Below are 20,019 nucleotides of genomic sequence, written 5' to 3' on the forward strand. Positions count from 1 at the left end.
CCATTATGAAAAAGCACACAACCAATAACAAAATGAAGAAATCCGCTCGCAAACCTCTTATTACCGCATTAGAGCCACGCTTGTTATTGGATGGTGCTGCTGTAGCCACCGCCATGGACGTGCTGACCGATTCTCAGTTGTATGATGTTACTCAAGGGGAAGTGAACCAACAAGACAGTGACGCAACCATAGTGATTGCCCCGACGGAAGTGCGTGGCGTTGACTCTGCCCAAAACAACGGTAAAAAAGAAGTAGTTTTCATTGAAGATAATGTCGACGATTACCAAACCCTGATCGACGGCATTGGTGCGGGTGTAGAAATTGTCTTATTGGATTCCTCGCAAGATGGCTTGGCTCAAATGGCCTTGTGGGCCGAGTCAAACAGCGATTACGACGCCATTCATATCCTGTCCCACGGATCGGAAGGGGCAGTGGATTTAGGTGCCTTCAACCTTGATTCCACCAGCGTAACAACCCGAACTGACGACCTAACAACCCTTGGTGCCGCACTTAACCAAGAGGGCGACCTACTGCTTTATGGTTGTGAGGTGGCCAGCGGTAAAGGGCAAGACTTCATCACCGCCCTAGCCCAAGTCACCCAAGCGGATGTAGCGGCTTCAGACGATCTGACTGGTTCGGCTGAACTTGGGGGAGATTGGGAGTTAGAGAACACCAGTGGCTCAATTGAAACAGTACTTTCGTTATCTGAAAATGTTTTGAATCAGTATCGTTTTACGTTTGCAGATGAAACATTTGACTTCGAATCTGGTGTCACTGGGCTCAACACACAGACTGTCACAGCCGTCGGAATGAATGCGACATTTACTATTGTCGGAGAGCGAGATACGATTATTGATGATGATCATTTGGATTCACAGGGTTTAGATCCTATTAATGGTAGCACATCATTAGTTACTGGTGGTCCAAATTATGCCGAAACGAAATATACTTTTACTATTGACTCGGGAAAAACCTTTGATCTCTCAAGTATTTCCCTTCACAACTGGGATAACACTGAAACATTTATATTTGAGTCTTCTAAAGGATCGGCATCATTTGAAGTTGAATATAACAATTCAAATAAAGTTATTGATGTTGCATCTCATGCAAACGCTGCTAATTTCCAGGGTATTAGCTCGTTTACGATAACTGACGTAGATAATGGTTATCGGATGTACCTTCTAATGGATGACTTAGTAGTAACCAATATCACTTCCGTCTCTGCAAATAACGCTCCCACCATCTCCGGTACACCTACAGACATTACGGTAACCGAAGACGCGACTTCCAATATCGATCTCTCTGTAGTGACTGTTGCTGACACTGACGGCGATGACTTAACCGTTACACTCACAGCGTCTTCAGGCACTTTAGCAGCTGCAGCAGGCAGTGGTAGCGTTACTGTTGTGGATGTGGGAAGCGGTGTTTTGACACTGTCTGGATCTGCGTCTGCGATTAATACCTACCTTGATACCACGACCAACATTCAATACACAGGTGACACTAACGTAAGTGGTGAAAACGCCGCGACCCTAACGATCAAAGCCAATGACGGCACGGCAGATTCGGCAACCACACTTGTTAATATTGATATCACTGCAGTCAATGATATCCCAGTCATTAATAACCTTAGCGATGGGGCTCCTAGTACAGCAGTTAATGTTTCTGAATACATTGATGTGCAAGGCGCCATTGCTGGTGTAGTTGATGTGGACGGTGGCGATTTTAATGGCGGCTTCCTGTTGATTGAACAGACTTCAGGTACAACCAATGGCTCTTTTTTAAGCGACCTAGATGATATTACTTTTAAGTTTGGTACAACTGAATCGAGTGCTGATGGGACGCCTTCTGAGGGCGACACTGTTTGGTATTCTGATGGTTCTGCTTTCGTCGCGATTGGTGCAGTTGATAATAGCTTAACGGGTCAGGACGGTGCTGATTTGCGTATTGATTTCAATACAAATGACGCAAAACCAAATAGCGTAGGGGATTTCTTAGCCTATATAAAATATAGTGCTTCTACCGAAGGTGATCGTTCTTTCTCAGTGACTGTAAACGATGGTGATGGCGGTACTTCTGCGGCGGCCACCTTTACGATGCAAATAGTCGATAATATCGCGCCAACTGTAGTCAGTATAGATCGCCAAACACCGAGTAATGAAATCACCAATGCTGACAGTTTAGTGTGGCGAGTGACGTTCAGCGAAGCCGTTACTAATATTGACAGTGCTGACTTTGCGGTATCCGGTACAACTGGTACGGTAACCAATGTGACGTCAGCAGGTGGAAACGCTTATGATGTCACTGTTTCCGGCGGCGATCTTGTTTCCTACAATGGAAATGTCACTCTTAGCTTTGCTGGCGGTCAAGACATTACCGACAGCGCTAATACTCCTAACGCCCTGACCGCGACTACGCCTACTAGCACTAATAACACCGACTACACACTAGACAATACGGTATCAGTTCCAACCATGGACTTGTCGAATGGCTCAGATACAGGCTCATCTAACACAGATAATATTACCCAAGATACAACGCCAACCGTGACAGGAACCGCTGAAGTTGGCGCGACCGTGGCTCTTTATGATACCGACGAAACCACATCACTTGGTTCAGCAACGGCGGATGGTTCAGGCAATTGGAGTATCACCATCTCAGCGCTTTCTGCAGGTAGCCATACCTTAACGACAAAAGCCACAGATGCCGCTGGTAATGTCAGCGTAGCATCCTCTGGATTAACCATTACTGTCGATGACACCGCTCCGACTTTGTCTTCTAGTAACCCTGCTGATGGGGCTGTTTCAGTTGCTCCAAGTGGCGACATTACTCTGACGTTTAGTGAAGACGTTAATGGTCGCTATGACGACATCACTTTGGTGAATGTTTCCTCAGGTGCGATCGTAGAAACTTACGACGCTTACAATAGTGGACAACTTACTTTTTCTGGTAATACGCTAACGATTAATCCAACATCTGATTTATTAGAAGCTACGGCCTATGCGATTCAAATAAACAGTGGTGCGATTCAAGACACTGCGGGGAACTCTTTTGAAGGCATTAGTGACAACACCACACTGAATTTCACGACAGGCGTCACAGATACAGCAGCGCCGACCTTCTTAGCGATTCAGCGTACCAGCGATGATGTTATCACCGGCGATACCACCAGTTTCACTTTGACCTTTAACGAAGCGGTGAATGTGACCGCGGCTGACTTTGCCTTAGCAACCACTGGCTCTGTCGCTAGCACGATTGGATCTATTACTGGCTCAGGCACGAATACTATTACCGTGAATGTAACGGGAATTTCAGGCATTGGCACGCTTGGTTTAAACCTTGAATCTGGTCACGCTGTGACCGATCTCGCAGGCAATGCCTTAGCGACAGCAGAACCTGCGGACGATGAAGTCTATACCGTTGATACGGTCGCTCCGACGTTGATCTCGATTAACCGCCTCACCGATGCCAGTACTAATGCAGACTCAGTACAATTTGTCGCGGTGTTCAGCGAAAATGTCACCGGCTTAAGTGCGGACGATTTTGAATTAACCGGCACGGCTAAATCGGGCGCCAGCATTAGTTCCGTATTTGGTACGGCAAACGGTTACATAATTACTGTAAACAATATCAGTGGTGATGGTTCCTTGGGTGTGCAGCTTAAATCGGCCGCCACTTTGACAGATACTGCTTCAAACGCATTAACGACAACCACGGCCAGCGCCGTAACCGAGCAATACACCATCGACAATACCGCGCCAACCGCCACGGCGATTATTACCACCAATACAGCTTTGAGTACTGCAGATACCGTCACCTTTGATGTGACCTTTAATGAAGCAGTAACGAACGTCACTGCTGACGACTTTGAGATTACAGGGGATGTCTCGGGCACTATTACTGGAATTACGGGTTCTGGTTCATCTTATACTGTGACTGTGGCCTCGATTACAGGCGATGGTGCGCTGGGATTAAACTTCAAATCCGGTCAGAATATTACTGATACGGCGAGCAACAGTTTTTCTGGTAGTGAGCCAAGCACGGATGAAAGCTACACCATCGACAACACCTTACCGACTGTGGCGAGCATCAGCCGTGGCATGGTGAATCAAGTCAAAGCAGGAACCGCCACAGATGTGGTGTTTACCGTCGTCTTTAATGAAACCGTATCCGGTGTGGCGAGCAGTGATTTTGCTGTCACAGGTAACGCTACCAATACGGGTGTGAGCAGTGTTTCCAGCAGCGATGGTAAAGTCTTTAAAGTGACGGTAGCAGATGTCAATGGCACCATCGGCCAAACACTTGGGCTGAGTTTTACCGGCTCCGCAGATGATGCAGTCAGCCAAGCCTCGACCGCTACCTTCACGGCGGGCGACACCTACACCATCGCGGGCACCTTGTTAAACGAAGGCGCATTAACACAAACACAGCTTGATGCCATTGAAGACCTAAACCGTGCCGGCACTTTGTTAGAGCAATCCGTTGCTGATGCAACGCAAGTGGTCATTGTGGATTCTCGTGTTCCTGGTCTAGTGGAATTGACCAAAGAATCCAACCCTAACGCAGACATCTGGTTATTAGATGGCTCCCGTTCAGCGGTAGAGCAAATTACCGAAATTTTAGCCAACTACAGCGACCTAGAGGCTTTACATATTCTGTCACACGGTGGCGTCGGTGAAGTCTACCTTGGTGCAGAAACCCTCAGTGAATCTTCCATTACTCAAAACAGCGGTATTTATGCAGCGTGGGGTAATGCTCTAAGTGATAATGGCGACATCCTGCTTTACGGCTGTAACGTCGCTCAAGGTGATATTGGTCTAGATTTCATTAACCAACTGGCTCAAGTGACAGGGGCGGATATTGCTGCTTCTGATGACTTGACCGGCTCGGCTGTGCTGGGTGGCGATTGGGAGTTGGAAGTAAAAACGGATGTCATTGAATCTTCAGCTTTATCAGGTGGCAACTATTCTGGTGTACTAGGGAATCAATTCACATTAACCCAGGAGCCTTTAGCATTAGCTGGCGCAGTTACTGGTGATAGTAGCTGGCTGTATACAGTTGCTATTGATTACGATTCTGACGGCGACCAGGACTTTCTAGCTTATGATGGATCGGCTTATTCCTTTTTCGACAATGATGGAAGTGGAAGCTTTACGAAAGTAACTCCGAATACCTCTTTTCCTTTACAGAACAGTGAAGCGTTCCTAGTCGCTGATTTTGATAATGATGGTGATGAAGATGTTATTGTTGCGGATGGCACAGGGGTACCTTCTTACTATCAAAATAATGGGGATGCTACTTTCACACTCAGCCAAGACCCACTAGCATCAGCTGGCGCAGTTACTGGTGATAGTAGCTGGCTGTATACAGTTGCTATTGATTACGATTCTGACGGCGACCAGGACTTTCTAGCTTATGATGGATCGGCTTATTCCTTTTTCGACAATGATGGAAGTGGAAGCTTTACGAAAGTAACTCCGAATACCTCTTTTCCTTTACAGAACAGTGAAGCGTTCCTAGTCGCTGATTTTGATAATGATGGTGATGAAGATGTTATTGTTGCGGATGGCACTGGTATCCCCTCTTATTATCGTCAGGATGGAACGGTTGCAGGAACAAATAATAAGCCTCCAGTTATTAGTGCTACAACTCCCTTGGACAATGGCACTGGTGTTGAAACTACAGCAAACTTAGTTCTAACATTTGATGAAACTATTGCGAGTTCTGGCACTGGCACTGTTAACATTTATAAATCATCAGATGACTCTTTGGTAGAATCAATAGTTGGCAATGATGGTCGTGTCACAGGATATGGTACTTCAACAATTACTATTAATCCGACTGCAGAGTTAGATCCCAGTACTTCTTACTATATTCAAATCGAAAAGGGAGCTTTGTTTGATTTAGATGGTATGACCTTTATGGGGATTACCGATAAAACAACTTTAGGCTTTACTACAGGCGCGGGCGTTGATTCTACTGCTCCAACTTTTGATACAACGCCAGCAACGAGCAACATATCTACGACCACATTCGATTTAACTACAGATATTAATGAAGCAGGCAATTTATACTATGTAGTAGTGGCGGATGGCGCTCAAGCACCAACGGCTGCTCAAGTCAAAGCGGGTGTTTCATACGGCGATAACAATGGACGTGGGGCTGCAGTCATTACATCCGGCAGTGCCACTGTTTCTAGTGGTGCATTTTCTAATACCTTCAATGTCACAGGCTTAACGGCCAGCACCTCGTACGATATTTACGTGGTAGCGGAAGACGATGAAGGCAACCCTAATTTGCAATCCGCAGTAACTAAAGTCGATGCGACGACCATTGCTCCAGCAAACCAAGCACCAACTATATCTGGTGCAGCGGCTAGCCAAGCAGTGAATGACGCGGCTACTATGTCACCATTTGGTGCGATTACCTTAGCCGATGCGGATAACGACAATGTTTCTGTCACAGTTGCGCTGGATACCGCGGCTAAAGGGGCGTTTACCTCGGCGTCTTTGACCGACTCAGGCTTTACCGATGCGGGTAACGGTTCTTATACGTTATCGTCTACTACATTAGCATCAGCACAAGCTGCGCTGCGCGCGTTGGTGTTTGATCCAGCAGACAACCGTGTGGCGGTTGGCTCAACGGAAACAACGACTTTTACCATCACAGTAAACGACGGTACGGTGAACGGCACCAACAATACCACCACGGTGATCAGTACTTCTATTAACGACACGCCAACTGATATGGCCTTATCGGATGCGTCTTATAAGCACTCTGAAGGCGCGAGCAATGTTGTGGTCGGTAGCTTCTCTGCAACGGATGCAGATACCGGCGAAAGTTTAACGTACTCCTTAGTAGCTGGTACAGACGATACGAATAACGGCTTGTTCAACATCAACGGCGCGGATCTTCGCATTACCGATCGTGCCGACGTTTCGGCGGGAACATACAGCGTTCGCGTTCAGGTAAGCGATGGCGATGCGACTTACGAAGAAGTCTTCTCGATCACGGTAACAGACGATCAAGCCCCGAGTATTTCAACCATTGCTCCTATCGACAACGCGACCGGCGTTTCGGTAGCGGATTCGATTAAAGTCACCCTTGATGAGGATTTGCAACTAGGCGATTCTGGCACCATTACCTTGTATGACATTACTGGCAATGGCGCAAACAGTGTGAGCATTGATGTCACTAGCCATGCAAGCCAGCTATCCATTGCGGATAATGTGTTAACCATCAATCCAACTAGCAACTTGATAGCGACCAATCAATATGCGGTGCAATTTACGGCAGGGGTGCTAAAAGACGACACGGGCAACGCGATCACCGCCGTTACCGACATCACGAGCTATAATTTCACTACGGGGACGGTAGACACTACGAAGCCGACTGTAGCAATTGTGGATGTGGCTGATCCGACTCAACCGAATGCCGGCACGATCACTATTAACTTTAGTGAGCAAGTCGCCAATGTCGACATCAGCGACTTCACATTAACAAAAGATGGTACTTCAGTTGATATTAGTGGGCTATCTGTCACCGGTACGGGAAGCACTTATACCATTGATTTATCAAGTGTCACTGCGGCTGGTGGTACTTATATGCTGACACTGGCCACATCAAATATTACCGATACCTCAGGCAATGCATTATCTGCAGGCGACAGTGAATCTTTTGTGATTGATACGACTGCATCGACTGGCGTGGCGATCGTGCGTGCAGGTGCTCAGACAATAAATGGCAGTGCCGCAACTTTTACCGCGGTATTCAGCGACTCTGTGAGTGGCGTCGATGCTTCGGACTTTACCTTAACAGGTACGGCAACGGGTGGCACGATTAGTAACGTCACTCAAGTATCGGATTCGGTTTACACGGTTTCTGTTACGGGCTTAACGAGTGATGGCACATTAGGCGTTGACCTTAATAGCACTGGAACGGGTATCACAGACACAGCAGGCAATCCCATCAGTGGTGGTAAAATAGGTCAGCAAATCATCCGTGACACAACCGGTCCAAGTGTTAATGCGATCAACCGCGACGGTGCCGCCCTGACTACCGCTGATACCGCCACTTTTACAGTGAGCTTTAACGAAGCAGTAACGGGAGTAGATGCCAGTGATTTCAGTTTGACTGCTGGCGCTACAGGCAATATTAGCTCTGTAATCGGCTCTGGCAGTACCTACCAAGTCACCGTTAACAGCATTACGGGCGATGGTGATTTACGTCTTGATCTCAGTACTTCAGATACAGGGATCACCGATACCGCAGGCAACGCTATTAGCGCGGGCTTCACCCCAGGCGACACGCTAACCATAGACAATACCGCTGCCGTGGTCACAGGCTCGCAAAGTGTTAATCTTGATGAAGGTATGGCTTCAGGCACGATCATTGGTCAAGTAAAAGCCACGGATAGCAATGGCATCAGCGAGTTTAGTATTCAATCGGGTAACGATGCAGGGTACTTTGCGATTGATAACGATGGCGTGTTAACTCTGACCAGTGCTGGGGCAGCGGCTATTGACTATGAAACAATCACTTCCTATACATTAAATATCGTTGCAACAGATATTATCGGTCAAGCTTCCAGTGCAGTGGGTGTAACGATTGCTGTGCAAGATATTAACGATAATGCACCAACCATTGGCTCTTCATCTACAGCAAGCGTTGCTGAAAATACGGCCTCTACTGCTGTGGTTTATGATGCAAATGCGACTGATGCAGATAGTACTTCTGCCCACAATACGTTGACCTATTCATTGAAAGCTATCGGCGACCATAGCGCATTTACCATCGATCCGAGTACAGGCGAAGTCAAACTTAATGCCGTTGCTGACTACGAAACAAAAGCCTCATACGGCTTCACCGTGATCGCCACCGACGGCATGCGCAGCACAGAAAAAGCCGTGACCTTGTCCATTAATGATGTGAACGACAACACGCCGGTTATTACCTCTGGTACGACAGGCAGCGTCAATGAAAACGCTGCGACATCGACGGTCATTTATACCGCTTCAGCCACCGATGCCGATGGTACAGCGACCAACAATACCCTGCGTTACAGCCTAACGGGCGATGATGCGGCGTTATTGGATATCGATGACACGACAGGTGTGGTGACGCTGAAAGCCTCAGCGGATTACGAAACCAAAGACAGCTATAGCTTTAATGTCGTAGCGACGGATAACGGGGCGGGTAACTACAATTCCGGTAGTTTGAGTTCCAGTGAAGCGGTCACGATCAGTGTGAACGACTTAAACGACAACACGCCGATGATCACCTCCGGTGCGACGGGCAGTGTGAATGAAAACGTTGCGACCTCGACGGTCATTTATACCGCTTCAGCCACCGATGCCGATGGTACGGCGACCAACAACACCTTGCGCTACAGCTTAACCGGCACAGACGCGGGTTTGTTGAACATCAACGCCACAACAGGTGAGGTGACGCTGAAAGCCTCTGCGGATTACGAAACTCAATCTAGCTACAGTTTCAATGTCGTGGCGACGGATAATGGTGCAGGCAACTACAACTCCGGCAGCCTTAGTTCAAGTCAAGCAACAACTGTTTCGGTTATTGATATTAATGAGGCACCTGTAGCAAACAGTGATTCAAGCTCAGCGCTGGAAGCCGGTGGGGTTGGCAATAATATTGCTGGTAGCAATGCTACAGGCAATGTTTTGACCAACGATACCGATATCGACGCGTCGGATAGTAAAACGGTTACGGCTGTTAGTGTCAGTGGATCAAATGGAACGGTTGGGCAAGCATTAACTGGCGACTATGGCTCGTTAACGTTAAAAGCAGATGGTTCGTACACTTACATCGTTGATAACAGCAATACGACGGTACAAAGCCTGCAGGCTGGTTCCAATATTACGGATAGTTTTACCTACACCTTGAGTGATAACGGTAGCTTAGTTGACACGGCAACCTTGGTGATAACCATTAATGGTGCGAATGATAATCCAACTCAAACCGTAGATGATGCATCCGATATTTCGGAGTCTGTAGATGCTATCGCACAAGACTTGAATAGTTCCGGCTCTGTGAGTTTTGCTGACGTTGATGCATCCGACCTGATTGATGTGGGTTTTGTCAGTGACAGCAATATCGAGTGGTCAGCAGGAACACTGGATTCGGCTTTGGCAAGCAAACTTGTCGCTGGATTTTCAGTAACTGGTACAGATGAATCTGCACCGGGTACTGTTGATTGGTTTTACAGTGTTGATGACGTAGCTCTGGACTTCTTAGCTGTAGATGAAACCATCACTTTTAGCTATGTCGTCACCGTGACAGATAGCCAAAATGCTACAGCTACAGATACGGTTAAGTTCACTATTATTGGTAGCAATGATGCACCAACTGTAAGCGCAACGTTAGCCGCTGGTATCACAGAAAGTGAAGATGCATCTGAACAGGTATTAAAAGACAGCGGTACGGTGAGCTTTACTGATATTGATGATACTGATCTGATCGACGTGACCTTCGACAGTGATAACAACATCGTTTGGAGTGGCGGTGCGATTGACAGTGACCTTGCCACACAATTGTTAGAAGGATTTGCTGTCAGTGGTACGAGCCAATCGGCGCCAGGAAGTGTGGATTGGCTCTACGATGTGTCTGGAGTAGATCTAGATTTCTTAGCTGAAGGGGAAAGTATTACCTTTAGTTATACTGTTTACGCAGATGATAATTCCGGTGACTTCGCTTTAGAGTCTTCTGATGCGAGTAATACAGACTCCGCAACTGTCGGCACAGGTTTTGAGTCAGGGCTGGATGGATGGTCGGTTAATAATGATACCAATACGGTTGTTGTAAGTGGCGAACAAACTGTTGGACAGTGGGGGATTACGCCTAATGTAGGTTCAATGTTGAGTATAAACTCTGCAGGTGGCTCTAGTTGGGATATATCCGCAACAGCGCTTTCTTTAAGCGATGAAAGTAAAACATATATATCGAATACATATAATAATGGTATTACGCAGGCGAACTATGCTTATAAGGACGTTGAACTTGGTGCCGGTGAAACCCTTTCAATGGCATGGAACTATGTTGCGACAGATTATGCACCGTATAACGATTCTTCAATTGCCACGTTTGTCAATCTAGACAACTCTGATAGCGTTGGAAAGATCGACGGATTAACAGGCGAGGTAAGTTTGCTTGGCGCCACGGTTGAAGGGACGGCAAATTATACAACGGGTAATTACGGTGGTACTGGATGGCAGCAGGTGTCATTCACAGCCACTGATGCAGGTACGTACAGAGTTGGTTACCTAGTATTTGACTTACAAGATACAGCTAATAGTCCATACTTATTTATTGATGATTTAGCGGGCGAAACGACTAAAAATGGTGAGCCGTATGATGCCATTGATAGGGATGAAAATGCACCAACACCTATTTCAGGAGACGGCAGTACGGATAGTGGTAGCAATTTACCGCTTCCACCATCGACAGTCGTTTCTTTTACTATTACCGGTAGTAATGATGCGCCAACGGTCAGTGCAACGGCAGCAGCTGGTATTGCAGAATCTTCAGATGCATCTGAACAGGTATTACAAGACAGCGGTACAGTAAGCTTTACCGATCTTGATGATACTGATGTAGTGGATGTGTCCTTCGGCAGTGACAATAATATTACTTGGTCAGCAGGCACGCTGGATTCGGCTTTGGCAAGTCAACTGGTCACTGGTTTTTCAGTAACTGGCACTGGTGTGTCCGCGCCGGGTTCTGTTGATTGGTCGTACAGTGTTGATGATGCAGATTTAGACTTCTTAGCTGTAGATGAAACCATCACCTTTAGCTATGCCGTCACCGTGACAGACAGCCAAAATGAAACGGCGACCGATACGGTCAGCTTCACTATTACTGGTACTAACGATGCACCAGTTATTCAAGTAGTTGATGTTACTACCGCGATCAACGAAGGTGTCACGTTAACCGATAACGGTAGTGTAACCTTCACTGATCTAGATCGAACAGATCGTCCCGTTGCAACACAAGCGACTAAATCCGTAACTGCCAAAGCGCAAGACGGTACCATCGCCTTGACTCTAACCACGGCACAACAAACCGCGATTGAAAATGCGTTCAGCATCGAAAACGTCAGTGGCAATACCAACAACGGTACGGTGAACTGGACGTACAACATCACCGAAGCCAACTTAGACTTTTTGGGTGAAGGCGAAGTCGTTACGGCCGTGTTTACCATTACCGTGACCGACGATGAAGGCGCGACCGATACACAAGATGTGACCGTTACCATCACCGGCAGCAACGACACCCCTGATATCCAGGTGGTGGACGTTACCGGTGAGATAACCGAAGGCAACACCTTGACCGATACGGGCAGCGTGACCTTTACTGATGTGGATCTAACAGATCGCCCAACGGCAACCGAAGCCACTCAGTCTGTGACGGCCAAAGCGCAAGACGGTACCACCGCCTTGACTCTAACCACGGCACAACAAACCGCGATTGAAAATGCGTTCAGCATCGAAAACGTCAGTGGCAACACGAACAACGGTACGGTGAACTGGACGTACGACATCACTGAAGCCGACTTAGACTTCTTGGGTGAAGGCGAAGTCGTTACAGCCGTGTTCACCATTACCGTGATCGATGATCAAAACGCCACGGCCACTCAAGACGTTACCGTCACCATCACCGGCAGCAATGACACCCCTGATATCCAAGTGGTGGATGTCGCTGCAAGCATCACCGAAGGCTCTACGTTAACCGATACGGGCAGTGTGACGTTTACGGATGTCGACCTAACGGATCTCCCAACGGCCACAGAAGCGACTAAGTCAGTGACGGCCAAAGCGCAAGACGGTACTACCGGCTTGACGCTGACCAGCACTCAGCAGGCCGCCATTGAAGCGGCGTTCAGCATCGAAAACGTCAGTGGCAACACGAACAACGGTACGGTGAACTGGACGTACGACATCACTGAAGCCGACTTAGACTTCTTGGGTGAAGGCGAAGTCGTTACGGCCGTGTTCACTATTACCGTGACCGATGACGAAGGCGCCAAGGCCAATCAAGATGTGACAGTGACCATCACTGGTGCAAACGATGCGCCGACCATCAAGGCGGGTGATGTAGTTGGTGAAATAATCGAAGGCGCGACTGAGACTCTGACTGATACGGGCAGTGTGACCTTTACTGATGTGGATCTAACAGATCGCCCAACGGCAACCGAAGCGACTAAGTCTGTGACCGCCAAGGCGCAAGACGGTACCACCGCTTTGACGCTGACCAGCACTCAGCAGGCCGCCATTGAAGCGGCGTTCAGCATCGAAAACGTCAGTGGCAACACGAACAACGGTACGGTGAACTGGACGTACAACATCACTGAAGCCGACTTAGACTTCTTGGGTGAAGGCGAAGTCGTTACAGCCGTGTTCACTATTACTGTGACCGATGACGAAGGCGCCAAGGCCAATCAAGATGTGACGGTGACCATCACTGGTGTAAACGATACGCCGACCATCACGGTGGTTGACGTTGTCGCAAGCATCACCGAAGGCACTAACCTGACCGATACGGGCAGTGTGACCTTTGCGGATGTGGATCTAACGGATCGCCCAACGGCAACCGAAGCCACTCAGTCTGTGACGGCCAAAGCGCAAGACGGTACCATCGCCTTGACTTTAACCACGGCACAACAAACCGCGATTGAAAATGCGTTTAGCATCGAAAACGTCAGTGACAATACCAACAACGGTACGGTGAACTGGGCGTACAACATCACTGAAGCCGACTTAGACTTCTTGGGTGAAGACGAAGTCGTGACTGCCGTGTTCACCATTACCGTGACCGACGATGAAGGCGCGACCGATACACAAGATGTGACCGTTACCATCACCGGCAGCAACGACACCCCTGATATCCAGGTGGTGGACGTTACCGGTGAAATAACCGAAGGCACCATCCTGAAAGATACGGGCAGTGTGACCTTTACTGATGTGGATCTAACAGATCGCCCAACGGCAACCGAAGCGACTCAGTCTGTCACGGCCAAGGCGCAAGATGGTACCACCGCCTTGACGCTGACCAGCACTCAGCAGGCCGCCATTGAAGCGGCGTTCAGCATCGAAAACGTCAGTGGCAACACGAACAACGGTACGGTGAACTGGACGTACGACATCGCGGAAACGGATCTCGACTTCTTAGCGAAAGGCGAAGTGGTGACCGCCGTGTTCACCATTACCGTGACCGATGATCAAAACACTACGGCCACTCAAGATGTGACGGTGACCATCACAGGTGCAAACGATGCGCCAACAGTGACCAAAGAGTTGGCGGCCATGGCTGGCACATCGGGTCAGATTTTCACTCCAGTGACTTTGCCGGCAGATCTGTTTGCTGATGTCGACGCAAATGAAGTCAATACGCTTGTTTGGAGCATTGAAAACTTACCAACAGGGTTGGTTTTTAATCCGGCAAATCGAACACTTTCTGGTACTCCTCAAGGCGGTTTTGAAGGAGAGAATATACTTGTTGTAGTCGCAACTGATGCCCAAGGAGCTCAGGTAAGAGCTCTGGTTTCTCTGACATTAGACCCAGCTCCTGTGGTGGATTCTGGGAATGTGAGTTTGCCGCCAACAGAGACCTTACCACCTGCTAACAATCAAGAAGCATCAGTGACTGAGTTTGCAGACAACACAGGCACGCTTCCTCAAGGGACTTTAGACACTTCTGCTGGAACCAGTGGTTTTGCAGATAATACTGGGTTAGAAGCGAGCGCAGTAGTACCCACGGTACCAGTGAATGGCGTTGTGATTGCTGAGTCACGAGTTGCTGTTAATGTCGGTACTGATGGACAGGTACAAGTGTCCGATCAAGAGACTGCAGTTAATACGACAGATCTTACTGTCGCGAGCTTCACCTACGAGGCTCAAACGGTGCAGATTACTATCGCCGACGCAAGACCAGGTGGTTCATACAGTGCAACTCTGGCTGACGGCACGGCATTGCCGAGTTGGGTAGAAGTGAATGCGACCACTGGTGAAATCACCATGACACCGCCTGAAGGTCAGGGTGCTCTATCGCTAAAAATCAATGCCGTTGATGCGGATGGTAATATTCGTGTCTTGGAGTTGGATGTCGATCTTGAAGACACAGTAGAAAGCAGCGATGAAATAGAAGACCCGCTCGCGATGTTAGCGCCACAGGGGGACGGTTATATGCCTCTTGATCAGCAGTTATCGCTAGCCAGCGAGCAGTTTGACGATTATGGTAGTGATTTGATGAAGTTGTTAGTGTCGTAATCTATGTCTGAACAAGCTGTTGCACAGCTGCTCAAAATTGAGCAGCAAGTCCGTTGTTGTGAAAATGCAACGGACTTGGGTTTTATTATGGTAAACATGACAAGAAGCTTGGTTGAATACGACCAAGCGGCTTATTTGGTTGGCGATGAGTTATCACGCCTCAAGGTATCAGCAATCAGTGATATTTCTTTGGTGGATCGTGCCACGCCTTTTAGTGCTTGGCTTGAAAAAGTGTCGTCGACAATCGATGGTACGGCGTTAAGTACAAAAGCGCATCCCATTGACCCAACTCAATGGCCAGCAGAGCTGTCTCGAGAACTTAAAGAGTTCTCACCGCCTTTTATGCTGTGGTTGCCTTTATTGATTCCTTCTAAACCCAATCAACGTGTTGGGGTGATTTTATTGTCTAAGGCTCAGCCTTGGACCGACAAAGAAATAGGGTTGTTACAACATTTGGCGTCCAGTTATGCTCATGCCTTGCAACTGTTTACAAAGCGCTCTGGTGTTCGCGCATGGCTTAGTCATTTGGTGTCGAGAAAAGTGCAATGGGGCGTATTATCACTGATTTTATTGCTGGGATTTGTACCTGTTCGATTAACCGTATTAGCGCCAGCTGAGATCATCCCTAAAGACGCTGTATTAGTAACATCCGCCATTGCTGGGGCTGTAAGTGATGTGCTGATTAAGCCCGGTGAGCAAGTGCAGGTTAATCAGCCCTTAGTAAGAATGGACAGAACTGAGTTTCAAGGTTCATACGATGTTGCTCAAAGAGAGTTGGAAAGAACAAGGGCTGAATTAAGAACCGCTGAGCAAGCGGGTTATGTCGATCGCAAAAGAAAAGCCGAATTGGCTGAACTGGAATCGCAGGTCGAGTTAAAAACCATCGAACGTGATTATCTACAAGTCAAATTGTCTCAAACCGAGATTGTCGCTAAAAAATCCGGTGTGGTTGTACTCGATGACCCAGAGCAGTGGAAAGGTCGACCTGTTGTTGTGGGTGAGCGAATATTGTCGATTGCTGATCCTGCCAATGTGCAATTGGAAATTATGTTGCCCGTGGCGGATGCCATTTCTTTGGCGTCTGGTAATAAGGTAACTTTTTATCTGGATATTGATCCGTTAAATCCCCTGTCATTTCGTGTGGATCACTCTTCTTTTGAAGCCAGTGTCACGCCTGATCAGGTGGTTGCTTATCGAATTGTGTCTGATATTGAAGAAGGTACTCCACCACCACGAATTGGGCTACGTGGAACCGCCAAGCTTTATGGTGAAGAAGTGTCTTTGGCTTACTATTTATTACGCCGTCCGATTACTTTTGTTCGTCAGCGATTGGGACTGTAAATATGACCTCTTTGGGCGACGAAACGTTACTGCCTAAGTTACGTCAAAATTTATCTTTGCTATTGGCTTCCCCTGACGAAGATGGTGAGCCCCGTTGGCAACTGTTTGATCCTGTTACCAACACATTTTTTTACCTATCTCGCAGTGCCTTTTATTTGTTTCGTGAGTGGAGACACAAGGACCAGCCAGACGCCTTACTGTCTCGGGTGCAAAGCCGTGGTGTGGATGTCGATCAAACCGAACTGGAATATTTTTTACGATTTTTAGAGCTGAATCATCTGTTAGAAGTACAAACAGACAAGGATGTTAACCGTTTGGGGCAAGAAGCCAGCAAGAGAAAAAAGCATGCTTTGATGTGGCTTCTGCACAATTACCTCTTTATTAAAATCCCTCTTATTCGTCCAGATTTATTATTAAATCGTTTCTATCCCATTATAAAAATGCTCTTTAGTTGGCGACTGGATAGGGTAGCCCTGGTGATCGGTGCTGTGGGATTGGTCATGGTGTTAAGGCAGTGGGATACCTTCACACACACATTTCAAGACTTATTCAGTTTGTCTTCGATTGGTTACTATATTGTGGCTTTAGTCTTTGTGAAAACAGCACATGAATTGGGTCATGCTTTTGTTGCTAAGCGCTATGGTTGTCGAGTCAGTTCAATGGGATTGGCCTTTTTATTGATGACGCCTATTTTGTATACGGACACTACAGACGCTTGGCGACTACGGTCGCGGTTTCAAAGGCTGCGTATTGTACTGGCTGGCGTTAAAGTGGAAATTTATATCGCTTGTATGGCCACTTTTTTATGGAGTGTTGTGCCAGATGGCGGCTTTAGAAGTGTGTTGTTTTTTATTGCCACCACCAGTTGGATTTCATCGTTGTTGATCAATGTAAGCCCTTTTATGCGCTTTGATGGATACTATGCCTTATCGGATTTTCTGGGAATGGAAAACCTTCAACCGCGCTCATTTTTGGTAGGAAAATGGTTTTTACGTGAGCGACTGTTTGGTTTCGATTTTTTGCCTCCTGAACCCTTGAATCGTAAGAAGTGTCTGCTCATGGTCGCTTATGCGTGGAGCACTTGGGTCTATCGGTTCTTTTTGTTTTTAGGTATTGCCGCCTTAGTGTATTACTTTGCCTTTAAGCTGCTGGGAATTGTGCTTTTCTTAGTTGAAATTATTTGGTTTGTTTTGTTGCCTATCACCAAAGAAGTGAAGGTTTGGTTCAGTTTGAGAGATAAAATGTCGATAAATCGAGTCAGTGTTACTAGCTTATCCATAATATGCTTGGCTATTGTCGCATTGGTTGTGCCATGGAAAAATCATATTAGCGCTCCTGCCGTTGCGACTTTTGAGCGTTATCAGACCTTATACCCGAGTGAATCGAGCCGTGTTATCGCTTGGGAAGTGAACGCGAATAAGAAAGTGACACAAGGCCAATTATTGGCCTTATTGGAATCCCCTGACATTGAGCAAGAGATCTCTCTCACTCAAGCGACGCTTAACTCTCTAGAGACTCAATGGCAGCGTGCTAGCTCAGGCGCCATGGATAAAATGACGCAATTGACGCTGCAAACGCAGCTTTCACGGGAACAGTCGAGGTTACAATCTTTATTGAATCGCCGCGAACGTTTAGTAGTGACAGCACCTTACGATGGCTATATTGGTGAATGGCTGCCCTTATCGCAAGGCGACTATGTCAATGCGAAATCGCCTTTGGCAACCCTATACGATGAGCAAAGTGTGGTGGTGAAAGCGTACGTCAGTGGGAGTGTTTTACCTTTGTTAAAAGAGGGGCAGGAGGCAAGCTTTATTAGCAACGAAGGGGAAAAGCTGCCAACGACATTAACCGTTGTGAGTGTATTGCCTACCGCTATCAAACGCTTACCTTACCAAGCCCTAGGCTCGACTTATGGTGGGCCAATAGCCACTCAGACTCAAGAGGAAGCATTAATTCCTGAAGACGCGACCTATGAAGTTCAACTTGCTCTTTTATCGAATGTATCTGAAGAGAAACTGGCCTTGTTACGACAGCAATTTGGTCGCGTGGACTTAGCTGTGGAGCCACAAAGCTTTCTTGCTCAGGGCTTGCGTCGTTTGTATGGTGTCTTTATTAGAGAATCGGGCTTTTAATAGAAAATTTTATGTCATCAAATAGAACTACACCTGTTCAGATCACATGGACTCCTCAACAAGTTGATACTGTAATCGATACATTGGCACATTTACGATTACAGGCAGATATCGATTTGCTACCGAAATACCCATATTTTGGTACCAAACCTTACCCATTAGGCCGTTGTAAAGAAATCCGTGATGCGGTGTTTGGTTTGTTGCAGATACAATTAAAAAAACCAGACTCAGAGGGGCTGATGCTATTGCACGATGCTCTGATAAAAGGCGCCTCGTTAACAAAAGCATGGGGATCGTTAAGAGACCTTTATTTTCAAAATGCTTTAATACTCGGAAATTGGTATTTAGATGTGTCGAACGATACTGTGAATCCTAATAAGCCAAGAGTGGAGGTGCTTCCCGTAGAGCAATCTGGTTTCAATAGTATCCGAGATTTTGAACACTTCGCTTACATTGCAAAGTCTTACTGGGGAGTAACCATTTATCGCAATACTGTTTGCCCAGCCCTAGCGCCGTTTTTACCTTTTTTGTATGTAAAAAAAGATGGTACCAGCTGGATGGGTGAAGCAAGTGACGATATGCTTGCGGTGGCAATGAATAGTGAATTCACTGCTTCCGAGCGTATTTTGACTTCCTTACCAACACCACCAAAGCAAATAGAATTAGCTTGGGTAAAAGCCCTTTCTCGTCTTGAACATCACTCCCTTTTGCATGCGAAAGGCGATCCCACTGCCTATTGCGATATCTACCGTGGAAAACACTATTATAAGGATTCCGCGTTTCGTGACGCGCTTATCATGGCATTTTTGGCTCTGCCTAAAAGCGTTTGATGACTTGCTTTAATAGGCACTCATTTTTCTAAAATGCCCCTACTATTTTTATATTTTAAGATTGATGAAAGTACTTTCAGAGATTTGGCATAAAAATTCATTGTATTTAACAATAAATTTTAATACCTTATATTGATAGATAAAGGTGATTTTGATGCCACAAAGCTTTTTAAACAACATAAGTACATCTTCAAGAGGATACAGTTACCTGTGTCTTCTGTTTTTTGTGCTGTCGTTGTTTTCAATGGCTATGACCTCCAGTAACATGATTTCATCGGCTTCAAACATGATATTAATGGATATGCACGATATGGCAACGGAACCACATTCCGAGTCAAATTTATCTGATCATGACATGTCCTCTAGCGAAAAATCTTCGTGTATGTCAAATGGGTGCGCCGGTATGGCGGCCGATCATAACCATAAAAAATGCAT

General features: G+C 46.9%; 4 protein-coding genes. All 4 read left to right on the top strand.

From position 1 onward, the window contains the following. Positions 1 to 5: 5 nt before the first annotated feature. The 4 genes from J9B83_RS12105 to J9B83_RS12120 are packed head-to-tail and all read left to right on the top strand — an operon-like array spanning position 6 to position 19,584. Complete coding sequence (locus tag J9B83_RS12105; RefSeq protein ID WP_211537087.1) at positions 6 to 15,281, top strand: DUF4347 domain-containing protein; 15,276 nt, start codon at positions 6 to 8, stop codon at positions 15,279 to 15,281. 3 nt (positions 15,282 to 15,284) lie between these two features. Beyond that, positions 15,285 to 16,622 (top strand): efflux RND transporter periplasmic adaptor subunit, encoded by a 1,338-nt coding sequence (locus J9B83_RS12110; RefSeq protein WP_211537089.1) that lies wholly within the window; start codon positions 15,285 to 15,287, stop codon positions 16,620 to 16,622. A gap of 2 nt (positions 16,623 to 16,624) precedes the next feature. Next, positions 16,625 to 18,754 (top strand): HlyD family efflux transporter periplasmic adaptor subunit, encoded by a 2,130-nt coding sequence (locus tag J9B83_RS12115; RefSeq protein ID WP_211537091.1) that lies wholly within the window; start codon positions 16,625 to 16,627, stop codon positions 18,752 to 18,754. Positions 18,755 to 18,765: 11 nt separating this feature from the next. After that, the gene (locus J9B83_RS12120) at positions 18,766 to 19,584 is read left to right on the top strand and encodes a hypothetical protein (RefSeq protein ID WP_211537093.1); all 819 of its coding nucleotides are present in this window, start codon (positions 18,766 to 18,768) and stop codon (positions 19,582 to 19,584) included. Positions 19,585 to 20,019: the final 435 nt, after the last annotated feature.

It is taken from the genome of Marinomonas vulgaris (assembly GCF_018145875.1).
In the GTDB taxonomy this organism is placed as follows: domain Bacteria; phylum Pseudomonadota; class Gammaproteobacteria; order Pseudomonadales; family Marinomonadaceae; genus Marinomonas; species Marinomonas vulgaris.